At 45.7% G+C, this 19515-nt stretch carries 19 protein-coding genes; 4 read left to right on the top strand and 15 right to left on the bottom strand.

The window, feature by feature from the left end; genetic code table 11:
- Positions 1-20: 20 nt before the first annotated feature.
- From pgpA to OJ16_RS03395, 14 genes are all read right to left on the bottom strand, one after another.
- On the bottom strand, positions 21-527 hold the full coding sequence (gene pgpA / locus OJ16_RS03460; protein WP_040987486.1) for a phosphatidylglycerophosphatase A: 507 nt from the start codon (positions 525-527) through the stop codon (positions 21-23).
- Positions 528-529: 2 nt separating this feature from the next.
- On the bottom strand, positions 530-1507 hold the full coding sequence (gene thiL, locus OJ16_RS03455; protein ID WP_040987485.1) for a thiamine-phosphate kinase: 978 nt from the start codon (positions 1505-1507) through the stop codon (positions 530-532).
- 91 nt (positions 1508-1598) lie between these two features.
- Positions 1599-2066 carry a transcription antitermination factor NusB gene (nusB, locus tag OJ16_RS03450; RefSeq protein ID WP_040987484.1) on the bottom strand — a complete coding sequence of 156 codons (468 nt, stop codon included), beginning with the start codon at positions 2064-2066 and terminating at the stop codon, positions 1599-1601.
- Positions 2066-2536 carry a 6,7-dimethyl-8-ribityllumazine synthase gene (ribH, locus tag OJ16_RS03445; protein WP_005592769.1) on the bottom strand — a complete coding sequence of 157 codons (471 nt, stop codon included), beginning with the start codon at positions 2534-2536 and terminating at the stop codon, positions 2066-2068. Before ribH ends, nusB begins: the two co-directional genes overlap by 1 nt.
- Positions 2537-2686: 150 nt before the next feature.
- Positions 2687-3796, bottom strand: coding sequence for a bifunctional 3,4-dihydroxy-2-butanone-4-phosphate synthase/GTP cyclohydrolase II (gene ribBA, locus OJ16_RS03440; RefSeq protein ID WP_040987482.1), 1110 nt, complete (start codon positions 3794-3796; stop codon positions 2687-2689).
- An 88-nt stretch (positions 3797-3884) separates the two neighbouring features.
- The gene (locus OJ16_RS03435; protein ID WP_040987479.1) at positions 3885-4538 is read right to left on the bottom strand and encodes a riboflavin synthase; all 654 of its coding nucleotides are present in this window, start codon (positions 4536-4538) and stop codon (positions 3885-3887) included.
- Positions 4539-4543: 5 nt separating this feature from the next.
- A complete protein-coding gene (gene ribD, locus OJ16_RS03430; RefSeq protein WP_040987477.1) occupies positions 4544-5647 on the bottom strand; it encodes a bifunctional diaminohydroxyphosphoribosylaminopyrimidine deaminase/5-amino-6-(5-phosphoribosylamino)uracil reductase RibD in 1104 nt (367 codons plus the stop codon).
- An 11-nt stretch (positions 5648-5658) separates the two neighbouring features.
- Complete coding sequence (gene nrdR, locus OJ16_RS03425) at positions 5659-6108, bottom strand: transcriptional regulator NrdR (RefSeq protein WP_040987475.1); 450 nt, start codon at positions 6106-6108, stop codon at positions 5659-5661.
- A 167-nt stretch (positions 6109-6275) separates the two neighbouring features.
- On the bottom strand, positions 6276-7526 hold the full coding sequence (locus OJ16_RS03420; RefSeq protein WP_040987473.1) for a glutamate-5-semialdehyde dehydrogenase: 1251 nt from the start codon (positions 7524-7526) through the stop codon (positions 6276-6278).
- A 22-nt stretch (positions 7527-7548) separates the two neighbouring features.
- On the bottom strand, positions 7549-8688 hold the full coding sequence (gene proB, locus OJ16_RS03415) for a glutamate 5-kinase (protein WP_040987471.1): 1140 nt from the start codon (positions 8686-8688) through the stop codon (positions 7549-7551).
- A 118-nt stretch (positions 8689-8806) separates the two neighbouring features.
- Positions 8807-9196, bottom strand: coding sequence for a sigma factor-binding protein Crl (gene crl, locus OJ16_RS03410; RefSeq protein WP_040987469.1), 390 nt, complete (start codon positions 9194-9196; stop codon positions 8807-8809).
- An 83-nt stretch (positions 9197-9279) separates the two neighbouring features.
- The gene (gene frsA / locus OJ16_RS03405) at positions 9280-10527 is read right to left on the bottom strand and encodes an esterase FrsA (RefSeq protein WP_040987467.1); all 1248 of its coding nucleotides are present in this window, start codon (positions 10525-10527) and stop codon (positions 9280-9282) included.
- Positions 10528-10669: 142 nt separating this feature from the next.
- Positions 10670-11134 (bottom strand): xanthine phosphoribosyltransferase Tet(34), encoded by a 465-nt coding sequence (gene gpt / locus OJ16_RS03400; RefSeq protein WP_040987465.1) that lies wholly within the window; start codon positions 11132-11134, stop codon positions 10670-10672.
- A gap of 286 nt (positions 11135-11420) precedes the next feature.
- Positions 11421-12710, bottom strand: a complete 1290-nt coding sequence (locus tag OJ16_RS03395) for an NCS2 family permease (RefSeq protein WP_040987464.1) — start codon at positions 12708-12710, stop codon at positions 11421-11423.
- 1018 nt (positions 12711-13728) lie between these two features.
- Here OJ16_RS03395 and OJ16_RS03390 point away from each other — a divergent pair.
- The 4 genes from OJ16_RS03390 to OJ16_RS03375 all read left to right on the top strand — a co-directional run bounded on the left by OJ16_RS03390 (position 13729) and on the right by OJ16_RS03375 (position 18017).
- Positions 13729-15201 carry an aminoacyl-histidine dipeptidase gene (locus OJ16_RS03390; protein ID WP_040987462.1) on the top strand — a complete coding sequence of 491 codons (1473 nt, stop codon included), beginning with the start codon at positions 13729-13731 and terminating at the stop codon, positions 15199-15201.
- A gap of 416 nt (positions 15202-15617) precedes the next feature.
- Entirely contained in the window at positions 15618-16061 is a 444-nt protein-coding gene (locus tag OJ16_RS03385) for an ATP-dependent zinc protease family protein (protein ID WP_040987460.1), read from the top strand.
- Entirely contained in the window at positions 16061-16966 is a 906-nt protein-coding gene (gene rimK / locus OJ16_RS03380) for a 30S ribosomal protein S6--L-glutamate ligase (RefSeq protein WP_005592785.1), read from the top strand. Before OJ16_RS03385 ends, rimK begins: the two co-directional genes overlap by 1 nt.
- Positions 16953-18017 (top strand): succinylglutamate desuccinylase/aspartoacylase family protein, encoded by a 1065-nt coding sequence (locus OJ16_RS03375; protein WP_040987457.1) that lies wholly within the window; start codon positions 16953-16955, stop codon positions 18015-18017. Before rimK ends, OJ16_RS03375 begins: the two co-directional genes overlap by 14 nt.
- A gap of 63 nt (positions 18018-18080) precedes the next feature.
- Here OJ16_RS03375 and OJ16_RS03370 read toward each other — a convergent pair whose 3' ends face one another.
- Entirely contained in the window at positions 18081-19442 is a 1362-nt protein-coding gene (locus OJ16_RS03370; RefSeq protein ID WP_040987455.1) for a sodium-dependent transporter, read from the bottom strand.
- Positions 19443-19515: the final 73 nt, after the last annotated feature.

Here is a 19515-nt window from a genome sequence, read left to right as displayed (position 1 = left end):
CTCTCGTTTTCTACCGATGATTACACCATCCAACCCGCATATTTACCGACAAGGTAAAGCGCAACACCCGCCATCACACCAGCGACAATATCATCAATCATAATACCGAGGCCTCCGTGCACACGCTTATCTAACCAGCCAATTGGCCACGGTTTTACCATGTCAAAAAAACGGAACAGAATAAAACCGGTCAGTAGCCACTTCCAATCAGTCGGTGACAATTGAAACAACGGCACAATCGCCATCGTAATCCAAAAACCCGCAAATTCATCCCACACAATCGAGCCGTGATCGTGCACGCCCATATCATCTGAGGTGACTTGGCAAATTTTCACGCCAATCAAGCAAGACGCGAGTACCGCAAAAAGGTACAGCGGCAGAGGTAATTGCACCAAAAGGAAATAAAACGGAATCGAGGCCAATGTCCCCATCGTGCCCGGAATGATCGGTGATAAACCGCTACCAAATCCTGTCGCTAGAAGGTGCCAGGGATTTTTTAAAGAAATCAAAGAAAGAGGATTAGCCATAATTACGTCTTATTGGTATGGAAATGATCATATCCACTCAACAGCCAATCGAGTGGTTTATCTTGGAGAGTCAATGATAGCCCTGCCTGTGTGACAATTTGGCCGACACAGGTCACTTTCGTATTGCTCTCTAACAGCATACGCTCTAATGCGTCACGATGCTGCGGTGAAATAGTAAAACAAAGTTCGTATTCTTCGCCACTACTGAGTGCGTATTGCAATGCCTGCTCTCGATTGCCCGTAAATGCCAATAGCTCGGCAGAAATCGGCAAATCATCAACCTGTAATCGCGCCCCGACCCCTGATCGTTTTAGAATATGGGGCAGATCTGAGACAAGCCCATCAGAGATATCAATCGCTGCGCTCGCAATGCCTTGCAGCATCTGGCCAAGCGATACCCGCGGTGTCGATAAATAGTGGCGCTTTTCCAGTTCAGAGGCGTGGGGTTCGTTCGGCGTAACATTACCCAAAATAACCTCTAGCCCTGCCTTAGCATCACCAAGGTTACCGGAAACATACACCCAATCCCCCACTTTCGCGCCATCACGCCTAAGCGCTTTATCGGCAGCAACAAAGCCTTGCACTGTCAGCGTTAAGCTCAGTGGGCCTTTGGTGGTATCCCCCCCGATCAACTGAATGCCGTAGTGATCCGCAAGCGAAAAAAAACTGTCGCAGAAGGGCTTAAGCCACGCCTCATCCACTTCAGGCATCGTGAGAGCAAATGACACCCAAGCAGGGCTTGCCCCCATCGCAGCCAAATCACTGATATTGGACGCTAATGCTTTATGCGCCACCCATGCAGGGTTGGCAGAGGTGAGAAAGTGGGTTCCTGCAACTAAGGTATCAGTACTGATCGCAATCGCTTGATTCGCGGGCGCTTGCACTAAAGCGCAATCATCACCGGCAGCTAACAAGACGTCTTCACGCTGTGTTTGACGGCCAACAAAATATTTGTCGATCAGATTAAATTCACCGGGCATAGAGATATTTCGTTCTAACAGGCTAGTTTTTGAGGAATTCAGTATATAAAAAAAGGCCAGCAATTTGCTGACCTTTTTACTAATCTGGCGATTATTTCTTACGTACGTGCGGTGCCGCTTTATCAAGTACACCGTTAACGAATTTGTGGCTATCTTCTGCTGCGAACACTTTTGCAAGTTCGATCGCTTCATTGATAACAACTTTGTAAGGAACGTCTTCGCGACGAGTCATCTCGTACATAGCAAGACGAAGTAGCGCCAATTCCATCAAATCCAAATCTTGCATTGGACGAGATGTGTAAGGGCGAATCTTACAATCTAGCTCTGTGTGACTTAGCACAACACCTGCTAACAGGTCACGGAAGTAGGCAACGTCTGTGTCTGGCGCAGCTAGAGCTGGCTCTGCAGCATGATGTTCTTCTTCATCATACTTACCACCAGATAAAAACTGCTCTTCAATTGTGGCAACATTTTCTTTAGTAATTTGCCAAGAGTAGATCGCTTGTAAAGCGAATCGACGTGCATTACGACGTGCGGCTGGTTTCACACTGGCCCCCATTAGGAATCGATTTCAGAAAGAACGTTAATCATCTCAAGTGCGCTCAGTGCAGCCTCTGCACCTTTATTACCAGCCTTGGTTCCTGCGCGCTCAATTGCTTGATCAATAGTATCAACAGTTAAAACACCGAATGCGACTGGAAGTGAAAACTCCAGAGACACTTGTGCCAAACCTTTGTTGCATTCACTACAAACATAGTCAAAATGTGGCGTACCGCCACGGATAACGGTGCCTAAAGATACGATTGCATCGTATTTGCCCGTCTTTGCTACACGTTGAGCAACTAATGGTAATTCCACTGCACCAGGGCAACGAACTACGGTAATGTTGTCTTCGCTAACTTGTCCATGACGCTTTAAAGTATCGATGGCACCAGACAATAGACTTTCGTTAATAAAACTGTTGAAACGAGAAATAACGATAGCAATTTTTGCGTTTGGCGCTGGGAAGCCACCCTCGATCACTTTCATAAGCTTTCCTTTAACTATGTTCATCAAGTGAGAATCGCCGGATTCTAGCACAAAACTGTGAGCAATATCTAATAGGTTTTTACATTCCTAAAACGAAAAAGCGAGATACGTAATACATCTCGCTTAATCAGGAATAATCCCTTGTCTTAGTTACTCACAAATGTAGTCAACAACGTTCAAACCAAAACCACTCAGCGCATGGTAACGCTTGTTGGTTGAAGAAAGTAAACGCATGTCGTGGATACCAAGATCCGCAAGGATTTGCGAGCCAACACCGACTCGGCGTGACGTGCCTTGTTTCTTGGCGAGTGTTGGAGCGCTACCTTGGTCTTGTGCTTCAAACATCTTAACGCGATGAATCAGCAAGTCGCTTGGCTCTTCGTTACCTAAGATCACCAATACACCGCCTTCTTCACCAATGCGCTTCATCGCTTTATCGAGTGTCCAGCTGCGTTCTGCATTGCGATCGCTACGCAGTAAATCGGTAAACGTATCTTGCAGGTGCACTCGTACAAGCGGCGCTTTATCTGCTGAAGCCTCTTTACACATCGCATAGTGCACTTGGTTATCAATCGTGTCACGGTAAGTCACAAGGTTAAACTCACCAAATTCCGTTGGCAGTTTACACTCTGCCACACGTTCAATCGTGGTTTCAGTGTTATTGCGGTATTCAATCAAGTCCGCAATCGTACCCAATTTTAGACCGTGTTTTTCAGCAAACACTTCCAGATCTGGGCGACGAGCCATGGTGCCGTCATCATTTAATATTTCAACAATCACAGAGGCTGGCTCAAGACCAGCCAAGCGCGCCAAATCACAACCCGCTTCCGTATGACCAGCGCGGGTTAATACGCCACCTTCTTGCGCAGCCAATGGGAAAATATGACCAGGCTGGACCAAATCAGCCGCCTTTGCATCTGCCGCGACGGCAGCTTGCACGGTGCGAGAACGGTCGGCCGCTGAAATGCCCGTCGTTACGCCTTCAGCGGCTTCAATTGAAACGGTAAAATTGGTGGTGTATTGGGCGTTATTGTCTTGCACCATTGGTGGCAAACCCAGTTTCTCACAACGTGATTTCGTCATGGTCAAACAGATTAAGCCACGGCCAAAAGTTGCCATAAAGTTGATCGCCTCCGGAGTGACATGCTCCGCGGCCATGATCAAATCGCCTTCGTTTTCTCGGTCTTCGTCATCCATCAGAATGACCATTTTCCCTAAACGAATGTCTTCAATAATTTCTTTTGGCGTACTAATTGGCATCTTAAAATCCTATTTTTGCCGCACGTTATATAACGGCGATATAATGTTTAGCGTCTAATTATCGTGACTCGCCTCTTACCTCAACAAGCTAGGCAAATCCATTCTGCTGTAAAAATTCCATCGTAATGCGAGACTCTGGTTGTTGTGATTGCTGACTTGCCAGCAAACGCTCCATATAACGAGCCAATACATCCACTTCCAAGTTTACCTTACGACCGACATGGAAATCGGCAATGGTGGTTTCTTCACCGGTATGCGGCACGATCGTCAACTTGAATGCATTCTTACGTAAAGCATTCACGGTTAGGCTAATACCATCAACCGTAATCGACCCTTTTTCTGCGACATATTTGTTCAGTTCTTCTGGCATAGCGACCCAAAATTCAATTGAACGCCCAACTTGGTTGCGCTCAACGATTTCACCCACACCATCGACATGGCCAGAAACAATATGCCCACCAAAACGCGTCGTCGGTAGCATGGCTTTTTCTAGATTGACCTTATCGCCCGCTTGATAATGCGTAAAACCCGTTTTATTCAGAGTCTCTAAAGATAAATCAGCGGTGTAACTGTGGTCATTAAACGCCACCACGGTCAAGCAAACGCCATTGGTGGCAATACTATCGCCCAGTTTAACATCTGACATATCGAGCTTATTGCTGCTCACGGTAACGCTAATGTCTTCGCCTTTTGGCGTAATTGCAGCCAAAGTTCCGACTGCTTCTACAATTCCTGTAAACATAATGACTATTCTTTATAGATTGGCTTGGCAAGAATGCGAATATCGCGACCTACCTGCTTAAGCTCGGTAATATCCAAATCAATGACTTTCGACATATCATGCAAACCCAGCGCCCCGAATAAGCCACGACCGTCACTGCCCATCAATTTAGGGGCAAGATAGAGCACGATTTCATCCACCAGCTGATGCTTGAACAGTGAACTGGCCAGTGTGGCTCCCGCCTCGACCCAGAGATGATTAATATTGTGCTGGTTAGCTAAACGTTCCAATGTCGTACGCAGATCAATGCGATGATCCGCATCAAGTCGACATTCAACCTCACCATTAAGGCCAACAATAAGTCGCTCACCTTCGGTTTGAAATAGTTTCAAATCTGGGGAAAGTTGATTTTGGCGATCGAGGATAACACGAATGGGTTGGCGAACACTGTTAGCTGGGTAACGTGATTGCACAGAAGAAGGTAAATCATTCCAGCGGACATTCAATGAGGCATTATCTTCAATCACCGTTTGACTGGTAGAGAGAATCGCCCCCGCCTGCGCTCGCAACACTTGTACGTCTTGTCTTGCGGCCAGTGATGTAATCCACTGACTCTGACCATTCGCCAGTGCCGTTTGGCCATCTAAGCTCGCCGCCATTTTCAATTGGACGAACGGCATGCCGGTTTGCATGCGTTTGATGAACGCAGGATTTAGAGCGTGGGCATCGGCTTCTAACAGGCCAACTTGCACTTCAATGCCAGCATCACGCAACATAGCAATTCCGCGTCCTGAAACTTGAGGATTCGGATCTTGCATTGCGCAGATGACTTTGGCGACTTTGGCTTTAATCAAGCCTTCAGCGCAAGGGGGAGTGCGCCCGTAGTGAGAGCAAGGCTCTAACGTGACATAAGCGGTCGCACCTTCAGCTAACTCCCCTGCCATGCGCAGTGCGTGCACTTCCGCATGCGGTTCACCAGCACGATAGTGAAATCCTTCACCGACAATTTGGCCATCACGTGTGATGACACAACCAACGTTCGGGTTTGGTGCTGTGGTATAGATGCCACCTTGTGCCAATTTAATCGCACGTGACATCATTTGGTAATCTTGATGAGTGAATGTCATCACTAATGACCTATTTAATCTTCAAGTTTGGCAATTTCTTCGCCAAATTCACGGATATCTTCAAAACTACGATAAACAGAAGCAAAACGAATATAAGCGACTTTATCGAGATCTTTAAGCTGGTCCATGACGAGATTGCCAATCATATCGCTTGGCACTTCACGTTCACCGGTGGCGCGCAATTTGGATTTGATCATGCTAATCGCAAGTTCAACCGCATCAGCACTAACAGGGCGTTTTTCTAGCGCGCGCTGCAAGCCACCGGCCATCTTATCTTCATTAAAAGGTTCGCGATTGCCATTCGACTTGATCACACGTGGCATAACCAACTCAGCGGTTTCAAACGTCGTAAAACGTTCGCTACAAGCTAAGCATTGTCGACGACGACGAACTTGATGGCCATCAGCCACCAATCGAGAATCGATCACTTTTGTATCGGTCTCAGAGCAAAAAGGACAATGCATATCACCTCCATATCAATGCTCGTAGTGTAACGGAATTGATAAGTTGAAGAAAAGAAAAAGGGGCGACTTCGCCCCTTTTCACTATCTATATCGCATCATACGCTCAATAATTGTCGTTGCCGCCCTGCGACACGTCAAATATGGCGAATGTTTAACTGCTGACTAATTTAACTGCGAACTAAGTAGTTGGCTTTGCCCACCCACTTATAGCTGGTCAACTCTTCTAACCCCATTGGGCCACGTGCGTGTAGTTTCTGTGTCGATACCGCCACCTCAGCGCCTAAGCCAAACTGGGCACCATCGGTAAAGCGTGTCGAAGCGTTGACATACACCGCAGCAGAACCAACAGAATTAATGAAACGCTCTGCGTTTTCAAGGCTGTTCGTCATGATCGCATCAGAATGGCTCGCGTTGTGAATACGCATATGATCCACCGCTTCCGCAACATCCGCGACCACTTTGACCCCAAGCGTGTAGCTTAGCCATTCCGTATCGAAATCACCCTCGATCGCATCACGCATATCTTGTGCGTTACTCAGCAGTGCTTTCGCTTTCGGTTCGACGACGAACGTCACTTTGCCATTTAAGCGCTCAGCGAGCATGGGTAAAAACGCCGCCGCCACACTCTCATGAACCAACAAGGTATCAAGCGAGTTACATGCCGAAGGGCGTTGTACTTTTGAGTTTTCAACCACATTCAGTGACTTAGCAAGATCCGCGCTGTCATCGACAAAAATATGGCTAATACCAAAACCACCAATGATCACCGGAATTGTGCTGTTCTCTTTACACATTTTGTGTAGACCAGCACCACCACGAGGAATAATCATGTCCACGTAGTCATCCAATTTAAGCAGTTGCGACACTAACTCACGATCAGGCTTTTCAATGTACTGCACAGAAGCAGCAGGTAATCCCACTTTATCTAACGCAGACTGAATCACTTTCACAAGCTCCATATTAGAGAAGAAAGTTTCTTTACCGCCACGTAAGATGCTGGCATTACCGGTTTTCAAGCACAATGCGGCAATATCAATCGTCACGTTTGGGCGAGCTTCGTAAATCACGCCAACCACACCAAGTGGCACGCGGCGACGAGCCAATGACATGCCGTTTTCCAGCACTTTACTGTCAATTTCACTGCCCACCGGATCGTTTAGGCTAATCACGTTGCGAACATCATTCGCGATGCCCGTTAAACGCTCTTCGTTCAGCAATAGACGATCAAGTAACGCATCCGTTAAGCCTGCTTGGCGTCCTAACTCGATGTCTTTTTCATTCGCAGCGAGAATCGCTGCTGCGTTTGCTTCAAGTTCATCAGCAATCAGTGCCAATGCTTGGTTTTTTTGCGCAGTCGATGCTGTCGCAAGTACGAAAGCCGCCTCCTTGGCCGCTTTACCCATATTGGTTAAATCCACGTCTCTTCCTTTCTGATTGCTTTTATTCTTGAATAACGACCATGTCGTCACGGTGCACGACTTCTGAACCGTAGTCGTAACCTAATACTGAGTGAATATCTTTACTGTGCGTGCCGCGAATTTTGTCCATATCCATGCTTGAGTATGCCGAAATACCACGCGCAATCAGTTTACCTGATTGGTCGGTCACACGAACAACATCACCACGGGCAAACTCACCTTTGATAGCAACAACGCCTTTTGCCAATAAGCTACTGCCTTTCGCCAAAACGGCGTTAACCGCACCATCATCAATCACAAGATCGCCTGCGGCAGCAGGGCCAGCAAGAATCCAGCGTTTACGGTTTTCAAGCGCTTCTTCACATGGCAAGAAACGAGTACCCTGCGGCTCTTGGCCTAATGAATCAAAAATCACGTTAGGCGCGCTGCCAGCGGCGATAATCACTTCGATACCGGCACGGCGAGCAATCTCAGCGGCTTGCAGCTTCGTTGCCATACCACCAGTACCCAATGTTGTACCACTACCGCCCGCAATTTTACGCAATGTATCATCAATCGTGCTGACCTCTTTGATCAGCTCTGCGTTTGGATCTTTACGAGGGTCTGCCGTAAACAGACCTTTTTGGTCGGTCAGCAGTAACAGTTTATCTGCGCCACATAAAATACCAACCAGTGCAGATAAGTTGTCATTATCGCCAACTTTAATTTCCGCCGTCGCAACCGCGTCGTTCTCATTCACCACCGGAATGATGTCATGTTCGACCAACGCGTTAATGGTATTGCGTGCGTTTAGGAAGCGCTCACGATCATCAAGGTCAGCGCGGGTCAGCAGCATTTGCCCAATCTTAATGCCATAAATGGCAAATAACGCTTCCCAAGTTTGAATCAACTGGCTTTGACCGACGGCCGCGAGTAATTGCTTGCTGGCCATCGAGTTGGGCAGTGCGGGGTACCCAAGATGCTCTCGGCCTGCAGCGATTGCGCCAGACGATACAATAACCACTGAGTGGCCTAGTTTTTTGAGCTCTGCACACTGGCGCACAAGTTCCACCATATGAGCACGGTGAAGTTGTAGTGTTCCGCCAGTCAGTACACTGGTACCAAGTTTAACAACCACTGTTTGTGGCTGTGTCACCATTCCGCATTGTTGATTCGTTGTCATGATTGATATAGTTAATAAAAAACAAGATTTGCTGTTTTATCAATCAAAGCGGCATTTAACAAGCAGAAAAGGCGCTAAAAGCGCCTTTTTATTGGTTACGTTTTGTTAAGTGACCGTTTTACACAAATTCCACCGACTTATCATGCAACGTCACCAGCACGCCAAACTCTTTTTCCAACACCTCCACCAATTTTTGGTGAAAATTATTTTGGATGCGATTCACTTCTGCGACCGCCTCTTTAGGTAGCGGATCATTGACCCACTCACCGAGTTTGTCGTATTTACCCACGCGATAACGTGCGGCAAATTCTTGGCCTTGCATTTCCAATTCTAACCACCAGCCCCAAAACTCTCGTTCTTCCGGAGACTTCTTGTCATCTACGCAAACACCTAAGCAATCAAATAAATAAAACCCTTCTCTGCTCTGCGATTCTCTGAGATATGGCCCAATGGCACGTAAACTCGTCAGTAAGCGAAAATGAGTCGGGATTTTTGTCACTTTTGACATATAGACTCTCCATCTTTCTATTTTAATTATCAGCAGGTTATTAACCTAACCCATCATTACTGTTAACTAAATTAGCAAGAATGTCATCTCAATAACTCATCTTCTAACCATTTGATCGCTAAATCGAGGGATTGCTCATATCCTTGTGTAATTGTTTTGGAACTGATTTTCTTTGCTCTTCCGTAATCACTAAAAAGGGCCACCAATTGGTTATCGCTATACGGCGATACCGGGTCCCCTTCGAGACTCATGGCTAAAATTGGCACTTTGGTTTTACGGCTAGATAAAAAGCCCTGCGTCTTTAATGACCATGCCATCATCTGCCCTGACAAACTATTGATATCGACAACTTCTTTACCCAGTCGAGTGGCCAGTACATCAAGATACATCTTCGGCATTTTTTTCAGTTTAGCCGGTGATGACAGAACATCATGAATAGGCGCGCCAAGTGATACACACGCTTTAATTTTGGTGGGTTCCATAAACGATAAACGCACGAGCGCATTACCACCAAAGCGGAAACCAATTAAGCCGACTCGGAAATGATCGACCCACGGAATATTCGGCAGCTCATTTAAAACCGCCTGGTGCAGACACGAAGAGTCTTCCGATAACGGCCAATGACTCGAATGGCCAAGCGACGGCATATCTACCGTCAACATCGCAATATCTTTCGGCGCTAAATGATCACGGAACAAACGCCACATGTCGGTTTGTAAGCTATCTAACCCACCACTCACAATCACCACAGGTTTCGGCTTATCCGTTGAGGCCAGGTGCAGATGTGCGATGATTTTTTTGCCTTTATAAGGCACCTCAAGACGTTTGATCGTGTATTGGGTTTTTTCTGAGGCTTCTTGATACGCTTTTGCCGATAATACTTGCGCTTGAAGAGCCAGGTTGTCGTTCTTTAAGTGTGGATAACCCGCAATGCTGTAGCACAACGACGCGTTAAACAGTTCGTCAGCAGCCGACTCGCCTTGCATCTCGTTGGATCTTTTTTGATGCAACATCCCAAGCTTGGTCCACTCAAACGTCCAGTTACCGCCATGGTAGCCCATGACCGTATCCAACCACTCATCATGAGTACGCGAGTGTTTTGAACCTGCGATTTTCGCCAGTACGCTTTCCATTTCGATCGCGTCAATGCCTTGCCATACCCACTGTAAGCGGCGAAGGTTTCGATACCAACGCACACCGGAATTTTCGCGCATCTCATCGAGTAAAGCGCGATTGGTAGGCATATAGCGCGTAAGCTCTGATGTCTCCCTCGCTTGCTTGTGATTCACAAATAACGTTTCAGAAAGGTTTTGATTATCCAGCTCAGACATGACGGTATCTCACTAATGACGACCTCAACATAATATACTCAAATCAACCCAAGATACTATGCTGAATAGCACAACTCGCCTGCAGCGAGCTATAAACAAAAAATGACCCATGATGGGTCATTTTTTAAATAATGTTCAACGCTTACTTTTGCTTGCGATTGATAGGTTCCACAAATTGCACCGTGGTATCCCATGGTTGCTCAATCCAAGTATCTTGAGCAATATCAACCACGTAATCATCAAGCAGTGTAGCACCTGATGGTTTCGCGCAAACCGCAATCAATTTCGCTTTCGGGTACATTTCACGTAATTTACGCGCCGTGTCACCGCTATCCACTAGGTCTTCGACGATTAGGAAACCTTCGCCATCACCTTCTGGCGCTTTTAGCACGGTCATATCACGTTGGTGATCATGATCGTAGCTAGAAATACAAATGGTATCCACATGACGAATACCGAGTTCACGCGCAAGGATAGCGCCAGGAACTAGACCGCCGCGACTTACCGCCCAAATGCCTTTCCACTGTTCAGCTGGCATCTGTTTTTCAGCAAGCTGACGACAGTAATTTTGCATGGCGTCCCAAGTGATAATGAATTTTTTGCTCATTGTAATAACCTAATAATTTTAAAGTTTGCATCCCCGTATTAGGCAAATCAAACCAGTGATGGTTTACAGTGCAAGTAGCAACAGGCAAATAGGGGAAAAGCGACGCAAACGATTATTCTACCGAAAGCGCTGGGCAATACCAATGGAGAATTCACCATTTCAAAAAAATAAACGCCATAGCAGCGTAAACCACTATGGCGATGTGAATTTCATCACGATTGGGAGGTTAAGTGTTCTTTGTTACACCCACCCCCCCTTTAACCATGGATGATCAATCATCGAGTCATTAAGCAATCATGTACTTAATCGCAAACAGTGCAGCCAATGCCCATACACTCACTGACACTTCACGTCCTTTACCACTGAGCAGCTTAATTGCCGCATAAGAGATAAAGCCTAATGCGATACCTTCTGCAATTGAATAGGTCAACGGCATCAGTAAACAGGTAACGACAACAGGAGCTGCTTCCGTTAGGTCGCGCCAATCAACGCTCACCAGACCCGACATCATCAAGATAGCCACGTAGAATAGTGCACCTGTCGTGGCGTAAGCTGGGATCATGCCCGCCAAAGGCGAGAAGAAAATAGCCAATAGGAATAGCACACCAACCACAACCGCGGTTAAACCTGTACGACCACCCGCTGCAACCCCTGCCGTTGATTCAACAAATGACGTGGTGCTTGAAGTGCCTAATAGTGCACCAACTGACGTTGCTGTTGAGTCAGCTAGCAGTGCTTTATCTAAACGAGGCAACTTGCCGTCTTCTTTGATTAGGTTTGCTTTTGTCGCCACACCAACCAGCGTACCGGCAGTATCAAACAAGTCCACAAACAAGAAAGCAAACACAACAGAGATCATGCCAACTTCAAAAACGCCAGCGATATCCATTTGCATAAACGTAGGCGCAATGCTTGGTGGCGCCGACATCACACCGCCCCATTGCACATCACCTAAAACAATGCCGATCGCCGTCGTGATAAGAATCGCGATCATTACGCCACCGCGAACACCACGATACACTAGGCCAATCGTCAAGAAGAAGCCCAGTGCCGCCAATGCAGGCTTCAGGCTTGCTAGGTGGCCACCACTGACAAGCGTCGCTGGGTTATCAACCACAATACCCGCATTTTGTAAGCCAATGAAAGCCAGGAATAGACCGATACCGGCAGAAATACCCGTACGTAAAGACAGTGGAATCGAGTTAATGATCCATTCACGAACTTTGAAGATACTCAAAGCCATAAAAAGGATACCAGACACAAACACCGCGCCCAGAGCGACTTGCCACGTATGACCCATGCCAAGCACGACGCCATAGGTAAAGAAAGCGTTTAACCCCATACCAGGAGCAAGTGCAATTGGGTAGTTAGCGACAAAACCCATGATAAAACAGCCAATCGCAGCCGCTAGACAGGTCGCAACAAAAACGGCGCCCTTATCCATACCCGCATCAGCGAGCATCGCAGGGTTAACAAAAATGATGTAAGCCATTGTTAAAAAGGTGGTTATACCTGCGATAATTTCAGTTTTGACGTTCGTGTTGTTTTCAGTGAGTTTAAAAAGTTTCTCAAGCATGGTTATATTCCATCAAGATAAAGGTAAACGTTTGCGTAATCGATTGGCTGTGATTATAAAGTTATCAAATAACAAATTCCAGATAGAATTAATGCTCTAATCAATATTTTTGCTCACGCTCGAAAATTGAATGCCATAAATTACACCAAAAAATGAACAAAAAACCATATAATTCATAAGCTAACAATAAAAATGACGATATAAATCAAACGGTGTTTTTTCGTTCTATGTTGTAAACTTTCAGGTGATTTTATCTTGAGAATGACGACATTGTCATTGTTTATAGGCTCAGAAAGGCATTTTAAGGTAACAAGAGAGGAAACGAACGAGTGGTGTTTAAGAAATGAGCATAGTGGTAGATAAAAAAACGCCACTCAAATTGAGTGGCGGTCGAATCATGTCAGCTAAAAAAGAAAGCTGTAAATAAATTCCAATAATAGGGGTGAACAAAACTGTTCGATAACAAGCTAAAAACTAATAGCCAAAACTTGTTGGGTATACAAAGTTACTCGTATAAACAGAGCTGTTTATCCAGAACATTGCACTTGGTAAACCTTTCATAATATCACCTTTTAAATCAATTAATTAAACTACAACATTGATTTCTCGGTTCCTTGGAGGCGATGAATCGGACTCATCCTTTGAGCATTTACTCTTCGATTTCGAAGTTGGTTATAAATATACTCCAAAGAAAATAAATTACAAGAAGATCGGTGATAAAAGTCACAAAAAAATCATTTTTTGACCTCCCACCCCTTAATTCTGTAATTTTATTACAGAATTGAGGCCTAAAACGGCAGAAATATTGACCAGCAGTGCAAGCGATTGCTTAGCCCGTATTTAAAGGTTTTCGCCTGATCTTGTGAGGCAAGAAAAACCATTTTTTACCTCTACTCTCTCCTTCACGACAATGCTATGCTAGCCCGCACTAGTTAATGGGTCATTTACAGTGTTTCATCCTACACTGTCCGTTTTTTATTCAAAATCATATGGCCCAGTACCAATTAAGGAGTCATCCGTGTCTGAATTCCATTCTGAGATTAGCCATTTATCCCCTGCACCACTTTGGCAGTTCTTCGATAAGATTTGTTCTATTCCACACCCATCTAAGCACGAAGAAGCGCTTGCGCAATACATCGTTAGCTGGGCACAAGAGCAAGGTTTCGATGTTCGCCGAGATCCTACTGGTAATGTTTTTATTAAAAAACCAGCAACACCAGGCATGGAAAACAAAAAAGGCGTCGTTCTACAAGCACACATTGATATGGTGCCGCAGAAAAATGAAGACACTCAGCATGACTTCACCACTGATGCAATTCAGCCATACATTGATGGCGAATGGGTAACAGCGAAAGGCACCACATTAGGTGCAGATAATGGTATGGGCATGGCGTCTTGCTTAGCCGTACTGGCCTCTACCGATATCAAACACGGCCCAATCGAAGTTTTACTCACGATTGATGAAGAAGCCGGTATGACTGGTGCCTTTGGTTTAGAAGCGGGCTGGCTAGAAGGCGACATCCTACTGAACACCGATTCAGAGCAAGAAGGCGAAGTCTACATGGGTTGTGCGGGCGGCATTGATGGCGAAGTCACACTGCCACTCTCTCGAGAAGCGATCCCTGCTGGCTATATCACGCGCCAATTAGTCTTGAAAGGCTTGAAGGGCGGCCACTCTGGTTGTGATATCCACACTGGTCGTGGTAATGCGAACAAATTGTTAGGTCGCTTCCTTGCTGGCCACGCTCAAGAGCTCGATCTACGCCTGATCGAATTCCGTGGTGGTAGCCTACGTAACGCGATTCCTCGCGAAGCCTTTGTGACCGTTGCACTGCCGGAAGAAAATGAAGCGAAACTGGCTGAAACCTTTGATTTTTATGCGGATTTACTGCGTGCTGAGCTAGGTCGAGTAGAAACAGACATCACCACCTTTAATCAATCGATCAACAATGACACTCAAGCATTCACAGCGGTTGATCAGCAGCGTTTTATTGCCACTCTAAACGCACTGCCAAACGGCGTTGTTCGTATGAGTGACGATATTGCTGGTGTCGTGGAAACCTCACTAAACGTGGGTGTTATTGTGACAGAAGAAGACAAAATCACAGTACTTTGTCTTATCCGTTCTTTGATCGATTCAGGCCGCCAACAAGTTGAAAGCACATTGAAATCAGTGGCAGAACTTGCTGGTGCTAACGTCACATTTAGCGGTGCATACCCTGGTTGGAAACCCGATGCTGACTCTGAAATCATGGCGGTATTCCGTGACCTTTATGAAAATATCTATGGTCACAAACCAAATATCATGGTGATTCACGCAGGTCTTGAGTGTGGTCTATTTAAAGAACCGTACCCTGAAATGGATATGCTTTCTTTTGGTCCAACCATTAAATTCCCGCACTCTCCTGATGAAAAAGTAGAGATTAGCACTGTGGCACTATTCTGGGAGCAAATGGTTGCTCTACTAGAAAATATTCCTAACAAGGCATAGCCCAATCAAAGTGCATTAGTATAAGTTATCCGAAAAGCCGGCTTTGATTAGCTGGCTTTTTTAGTTAGCACGATAAATAAAATTTGTCGTCACGATCAATTGTTTTAGTTAGTCACCGTTATTTCAGGTTGTTAAAGTCCCCGTCCTTGAAGCGTCTTTGGGCAAACCATCTTGCCTTCTTCAAGCCATAACACCGTGTTGTTATGTTGGGAGCGCTCCTTCCTGGGGTGTCTTATTTCTCTCATATACTAATCTGTAGTAGGTAGTCGTAAATTGCGTTATGCATAGAGATGTTTATTGATATGCATTGCAAGCTATTGACTGTCATTTATTAACGACAATTCGATGAAATTTTTCATCTTTTTATCGTTGGTAAAACTACTCATTTTTTTATATCAACGAACTGAATAATTGTGATGAAGAAAGAAAAACTGCTCGTAGGCTGGTGTGAAACACTGTCCCTACCAAGTCTTGGTATTGATAAAATTAACGCTAAAATTGATACCGGCGCCAGAACCTCTTGCTTACACGCGTTCAAAGTAGAGAGCTTTTACAAGGAAGAGACACAATGGGTACGCTTTTGGCTGCACCCTATTCAACACAACACGGAAGTAGAAGTCGTTTGCGAAGCTAAAGTTATCGATGAACGCGTTGTTCGTGACTCTGGTGGTCATGAAGAAAAACGCTATGTGATTCAAGCCGACATGAGCCTCGGCGGCCAAACTTGGCCAATTGAAATCACATTAAACAACCGCGAGAACATGGCTTTTCGTATGTTATTAGGTCGTACTGCAATGCATCACCGCATCCAAGTCGATCCTGTAGAATCATTTTTAATCCCGTTTGAGGAAAACAAATAATGAAAATTGGTATTCTGTCACGCAACGCGAATCTTTACTCGACTCGTCGCCTAATCGAAGCGTGTGAAGTTCGAGGCCATGAAGTTAAAGTAGTTGATGCTCTTCGCTGTTACATGAATATCAATTCAGATAAACCAGAAATTCACTTTAAAGGTGAAGAACTTTCTGGTGTCGATGCCATTATTCCTCGCATCGGTGCATCTGTGACTTTTTACGGTACTGCAGTTCTACGCCAGTTTGAAATGATGGGTGTTTACCCAATTAACGAATCGGTAGCGATTACACGTTCTCGTGACAAACTGCGTTCAATGCAACTGCTGTCCCGCAAAGGCATTGGTATGCCTATCACCGGTTTCGCAAGTAAACCTGATGATGTAAAAGACCTATTAGAAATGGTTGGCGGTGCGCCAGTTGTGATCAAGCTCCTTGAAGGCACTCAAGGAATTGGTGTTGTGCTTGCAGAAACACGCAAAGCAGCGGAAAGTGTTGTTGAAGCTTTCATGGGCTTAAAAGCCAACATCATGGTTCAAGAATTTATTAAAGAAGCTGGTGGTGCAGACATTCGCTGTTTCGTCCTTGGCGATAAAGTAATTGCTGCAATGAAACGCCAAGGTGCAGAGGGTGAATTCCGCTCTAACCTACACCGCGGTGGTAGCGCTTCATTGATCAAAATCACGCCAGAAGAGCGCCGTACTGCGGTTGCTGCTGCGAAGATTATGGGTCTTAATGTGGCTGGGGTCGATCTACTGCGTTCTGACCGTGGTCCATTAGTCATGGAAGTAAACTCATCTCCAGGTCTTGAGGGTATTGAGGCCGCTACCGGTAAGGACATCGCTGGAATGATTGTCGAATTTATTGAAAAAAACGCGGCAAGTAAAAGGACTAAAACTCGTGGCAAAGGCTAAAAAGAATCGTGCTTTTGAATTTCTCGGTGAAACAGTTGCACCGGGAGAACGTAAGGTTATCGAGTTAGAAGCCGCAAAGCTTTATACTCATTCTCCTTTATCGATTCCAGTCGAAATCATCAATGGTAAATTGGCTGGTCCAATTTTGATGGTTAACGCTGCTATCCATGGCGATGAATTAAACGGCGTTGAAATTGTTCGTCAGTTAATCAACACCATTGATGTGAATAAACTGAGAGGCACCCTTATTGCGGTGCCTATCGTGAACGTATTTGGTTTTATCCATAAGTCTCGCTACTTGCCTGACCGTCGTGATTTAAACCGATGCTTCCCGGGCAGTGAAAAAGGCTCGCTAGCTTCACGCATGGCGCACACCTTTTTCTCTCAAGTGGCAAAACGCTGTGACTACATCTTAGATCTGCATACGGGTGCGATTCATCGTACCAACTTGCCTCAAATTCGTGCGGATTTGAGTAATCCTGAGACACTAAGAATTGCACAAGCATTTGCAACACCAGTAACCGTTGATGCTCCTTTACGTGATGGTTCACTTCGCAGTGAAGCTGAGCGTTTGGGCATTCCAGTACTGACGTATGAAGCGGGCGAAGCACTGCGCTTTGAGCCTATTTGTATTAATGCTGGCTTTATTGGTGTGCAACGCGTGATGCAAGCCATTGGCATGCTGCGTTCTAGTCGTAAAAAGCTACCTAACACGGTGATTGCAAAATCCACCAGTTGGTTGCGCGCTGAAAGCGACGGCATTCTACGCACCGTAGTAACACTTGGTGAGAAAGTAGAGAAAGATCAAGTTCTTGCTTACATTAGTGCACCATTAGGTCACAGTGAAATTGAACTAACCGCTCGCAAAGGCGGTATTGTGATCGGCCAGCAAACACTGCCTCTCGTGAACGAAGGCGATGCGATTTTCCACCTCGCCTACTTCGAAGAAGATGACGAAGACGTGGAACAAGTCGTTGAAGATTTTATTGAAGAGATCATTGATGCGGATCTAGAACCGCTAACAACCGGTCAAATCAACATAAACTCTTAAGTTGACGAAAAAAAGAAAGCCCGCGTATTAACGCGGGCTTTCTTATATCTTGGGTAAGCTCAATTAGCCGAACGAAGCCCAAATAACCGTTGCTACCAGCAATGGGCAAACAAATTTCACATATACAGGCCACAGTTTCCCAAACAGCCCTTGGCTAAATTCCGGACAACCTTGCTCCAATTCTTTAATTTTCGCGTTGCGATTCCAAACCCACCCGCCAAAGATACAGAACAGCAATGCGGCAATAGGCTGTAGGTATTGCGTCGCGATCATCGCCACCAAGCCAAACATTTCACCAAAATTGTAAACAATCACGATACTAAACAGAGCAATAATGCCACCAAGCACCCAACTGGTTGGCCCACGCTTAGTGTTAAAACGCTCACCAACCAACGAAACTGGGCATTCAAGCATCGAGATTGATGAGGTTAATGCGGCAATCGTTAATAGCAAAAAGAAAGCAATTGAGAAGATTTGACCAAGCAAACCTAAGCTGTCGAACATCAATGGCAGCACGGTAAATACCAGCGTATCTGAGCTCAATAGCGAACCGTCTTCTGCATAGATTTGTACGCCTTTTTGCATTGCCACATACATGGCAGGCATTACCACCAAACCGGCAATAAAGGCCACCGCAGTATCGACCAACGTTACGTTCATCGCCATCTTCGGTAGGTTCTCTTTCTTACTCAAATAAGAACCGTAAATCAGCATTGAACAGCCACCAATCGTAAGTGAAAAGAAGCCTTGCCCCATCGCCGCTAAGATAAGTTTGCGATCAAAGACTTTCTCAAAATCCGGCACTAAGTAGTGTTTTAAACCTTCCATTGCACCACTTTGCGTCATTATATAGACAAACAATAGGCCGAAGAGAATAAACAAAGCAGGCATCAAACGCGTTGACCATTTTTCAATACCTTGCTTTACACCACCTTGCACAATTAAGACCGTCAGAACATAAAAAACGAGGGTACCAAAAAGGTTACGTTCGACACTGAATCCTTTAAACCAAGCCGTTGCCGATTCCATGCCTAAAATGTCAGTCATCGCCCCCAACATAAAACAAATCAACCAACCACCAACGATGCTATAAAAAGCCAACACGGCGCACGGCACGCTTAGACCAATCCAACCGACTAAGGCGCCTGCTTTTTTGGCGACGGGGTTAGAGGTAAGCGAGCGCATACTATCGACTGGATTCGCTTGTCCAGCACGCCCAATCGCCATCTCGACCACCAGCATAGGAAAAGCCACCACAAGGATCATCACAAGATAAACCAGCAGAAAAGCCCCACCACCATTACTGGCCGCTTGAGTCGGGAAACCCCAAATGTTACCTAGGCCAACTGCAGCGCCAGCGGCGGCAAGTACAAAGCCAAGACGAGAGCCGAAATGCTCGCGATCAGAAGAATTTTGTTGTGTCATACAACCCACACAATATCAATGAACTAGTAGACTAGTACATTATAGGTAAACGGAATTATTCACAAGACACATT

This window comes from Vibrio renipiscarius, assembly GCF_000827885.1.
GTDB lineage: Bacteria > Pseudomonadota > Gammaproteobacteria > Enterobacterales > Vibrionaceae > Vibrio > Vibrio renipiscarius.
This window is presented reverse-complemented; position numbering and strand designations above follow the sequence as displayed.

Bases quoted from the DNA above. Each gene is read 5' to 3' on its own strand.
- crl (WP_040987469.1), bottom strand. From the start codon at position 9,196: ATGTCAAAAGTGACAAAAATCCCGACTCATTTTCGCTTACTGACGAGT.
- thiL (WP_040987485.1), bottom strand. From the start codon at position 1,507: ATGCCCGGTGAATTTAATCTGATCGACAAATATTTTGTTGGCCGTCAA.
- ribBA (WP_040987482.1), bottom strand. From the start codon at position 3,796: ATGCCAATTAGTACGCCAAAAGAAATTATTGAAGACATTCGTTTAGGG.
- OJ16_RS03435 (WP_040987479.1), bottom strand. From the start codon at position 4,538: ATGTTTACAGGAATTGTAGAAGCAGTCGGAACTTTGGCTGCAATTACG.
- OJ16_RS03385 (WP_040987460.1), top strand. From the start codon at position 15,618: ATGAAGAAAGAAAAACTGCTCGTAGGCTGGTGTGAAACACTGTCCCTA.
- frsA (WP_040987467.1), bottom strand. From the start codon at position 10,527: ATGTCTGAGCTGGATAATCAAAACCTTTCTGAAACGTTATTTGTGAAT.
- ribH (WP_005592769.1), bottom strand. From the start codon at position 2,536: ATGAAAGTGATCGAGGGTGGCTTCCCAGCGCCAAACGCAAAAATTGCT.
- nrdR (WP_040987475.1), bottom strand. From the start codon at position 6,108: ATGCATTGTCCTTTTTGCTCTGAGACCGATACAAAAGTGATCGATTCT.
- gpt (WP_040987465.1), bottom strand. From the start codon at position 11,134: ATGAGCAAAAAATTCATTATCACTTGGGACGCCATGCAAAATTACTGT.
- pgpA (WP_040987486.1), bottom strand. From the start codon at position 527: ATGGCTAATCCTCTTTCTTTGATTTCTTTAAAAAATCCCTGGCACCTT.
- nusB (WP_040987484.1), bottom strand. From the start codon at position 2,066: ATGGGGGCCAGTGTGAAACCAGCCGCACGTCGTAATGCACGTCGATTC.
- rimK (WP_005592785.1), top strand. From the start codon at position 16,061: ATGAAAATTGGTATTCTGTCACGCAACGCGAATCTTTACTCGACTCGT.
- proB (WP_040987471.1), bottom strand. From the start codon at position 8,688: ATGACAACGAATCAACAATGCGGAATGGTGACACAGCCACAAACAGTG.
- OJ16_RS03395 (WP_040987464.1), bottom strand. From the start codon at position 12,710: ATGCTTGAGAAACTTTTTAAACTCACTGAAAACAACACGAACGTCAAA.
- OJ16_RS03370 (WP_040987455.1), bottom strand. From the start codon at position 19,442: ATGACACAACAAAATTCTTCTGATCGCGAGCATTTCGGCTCTCGTCTT.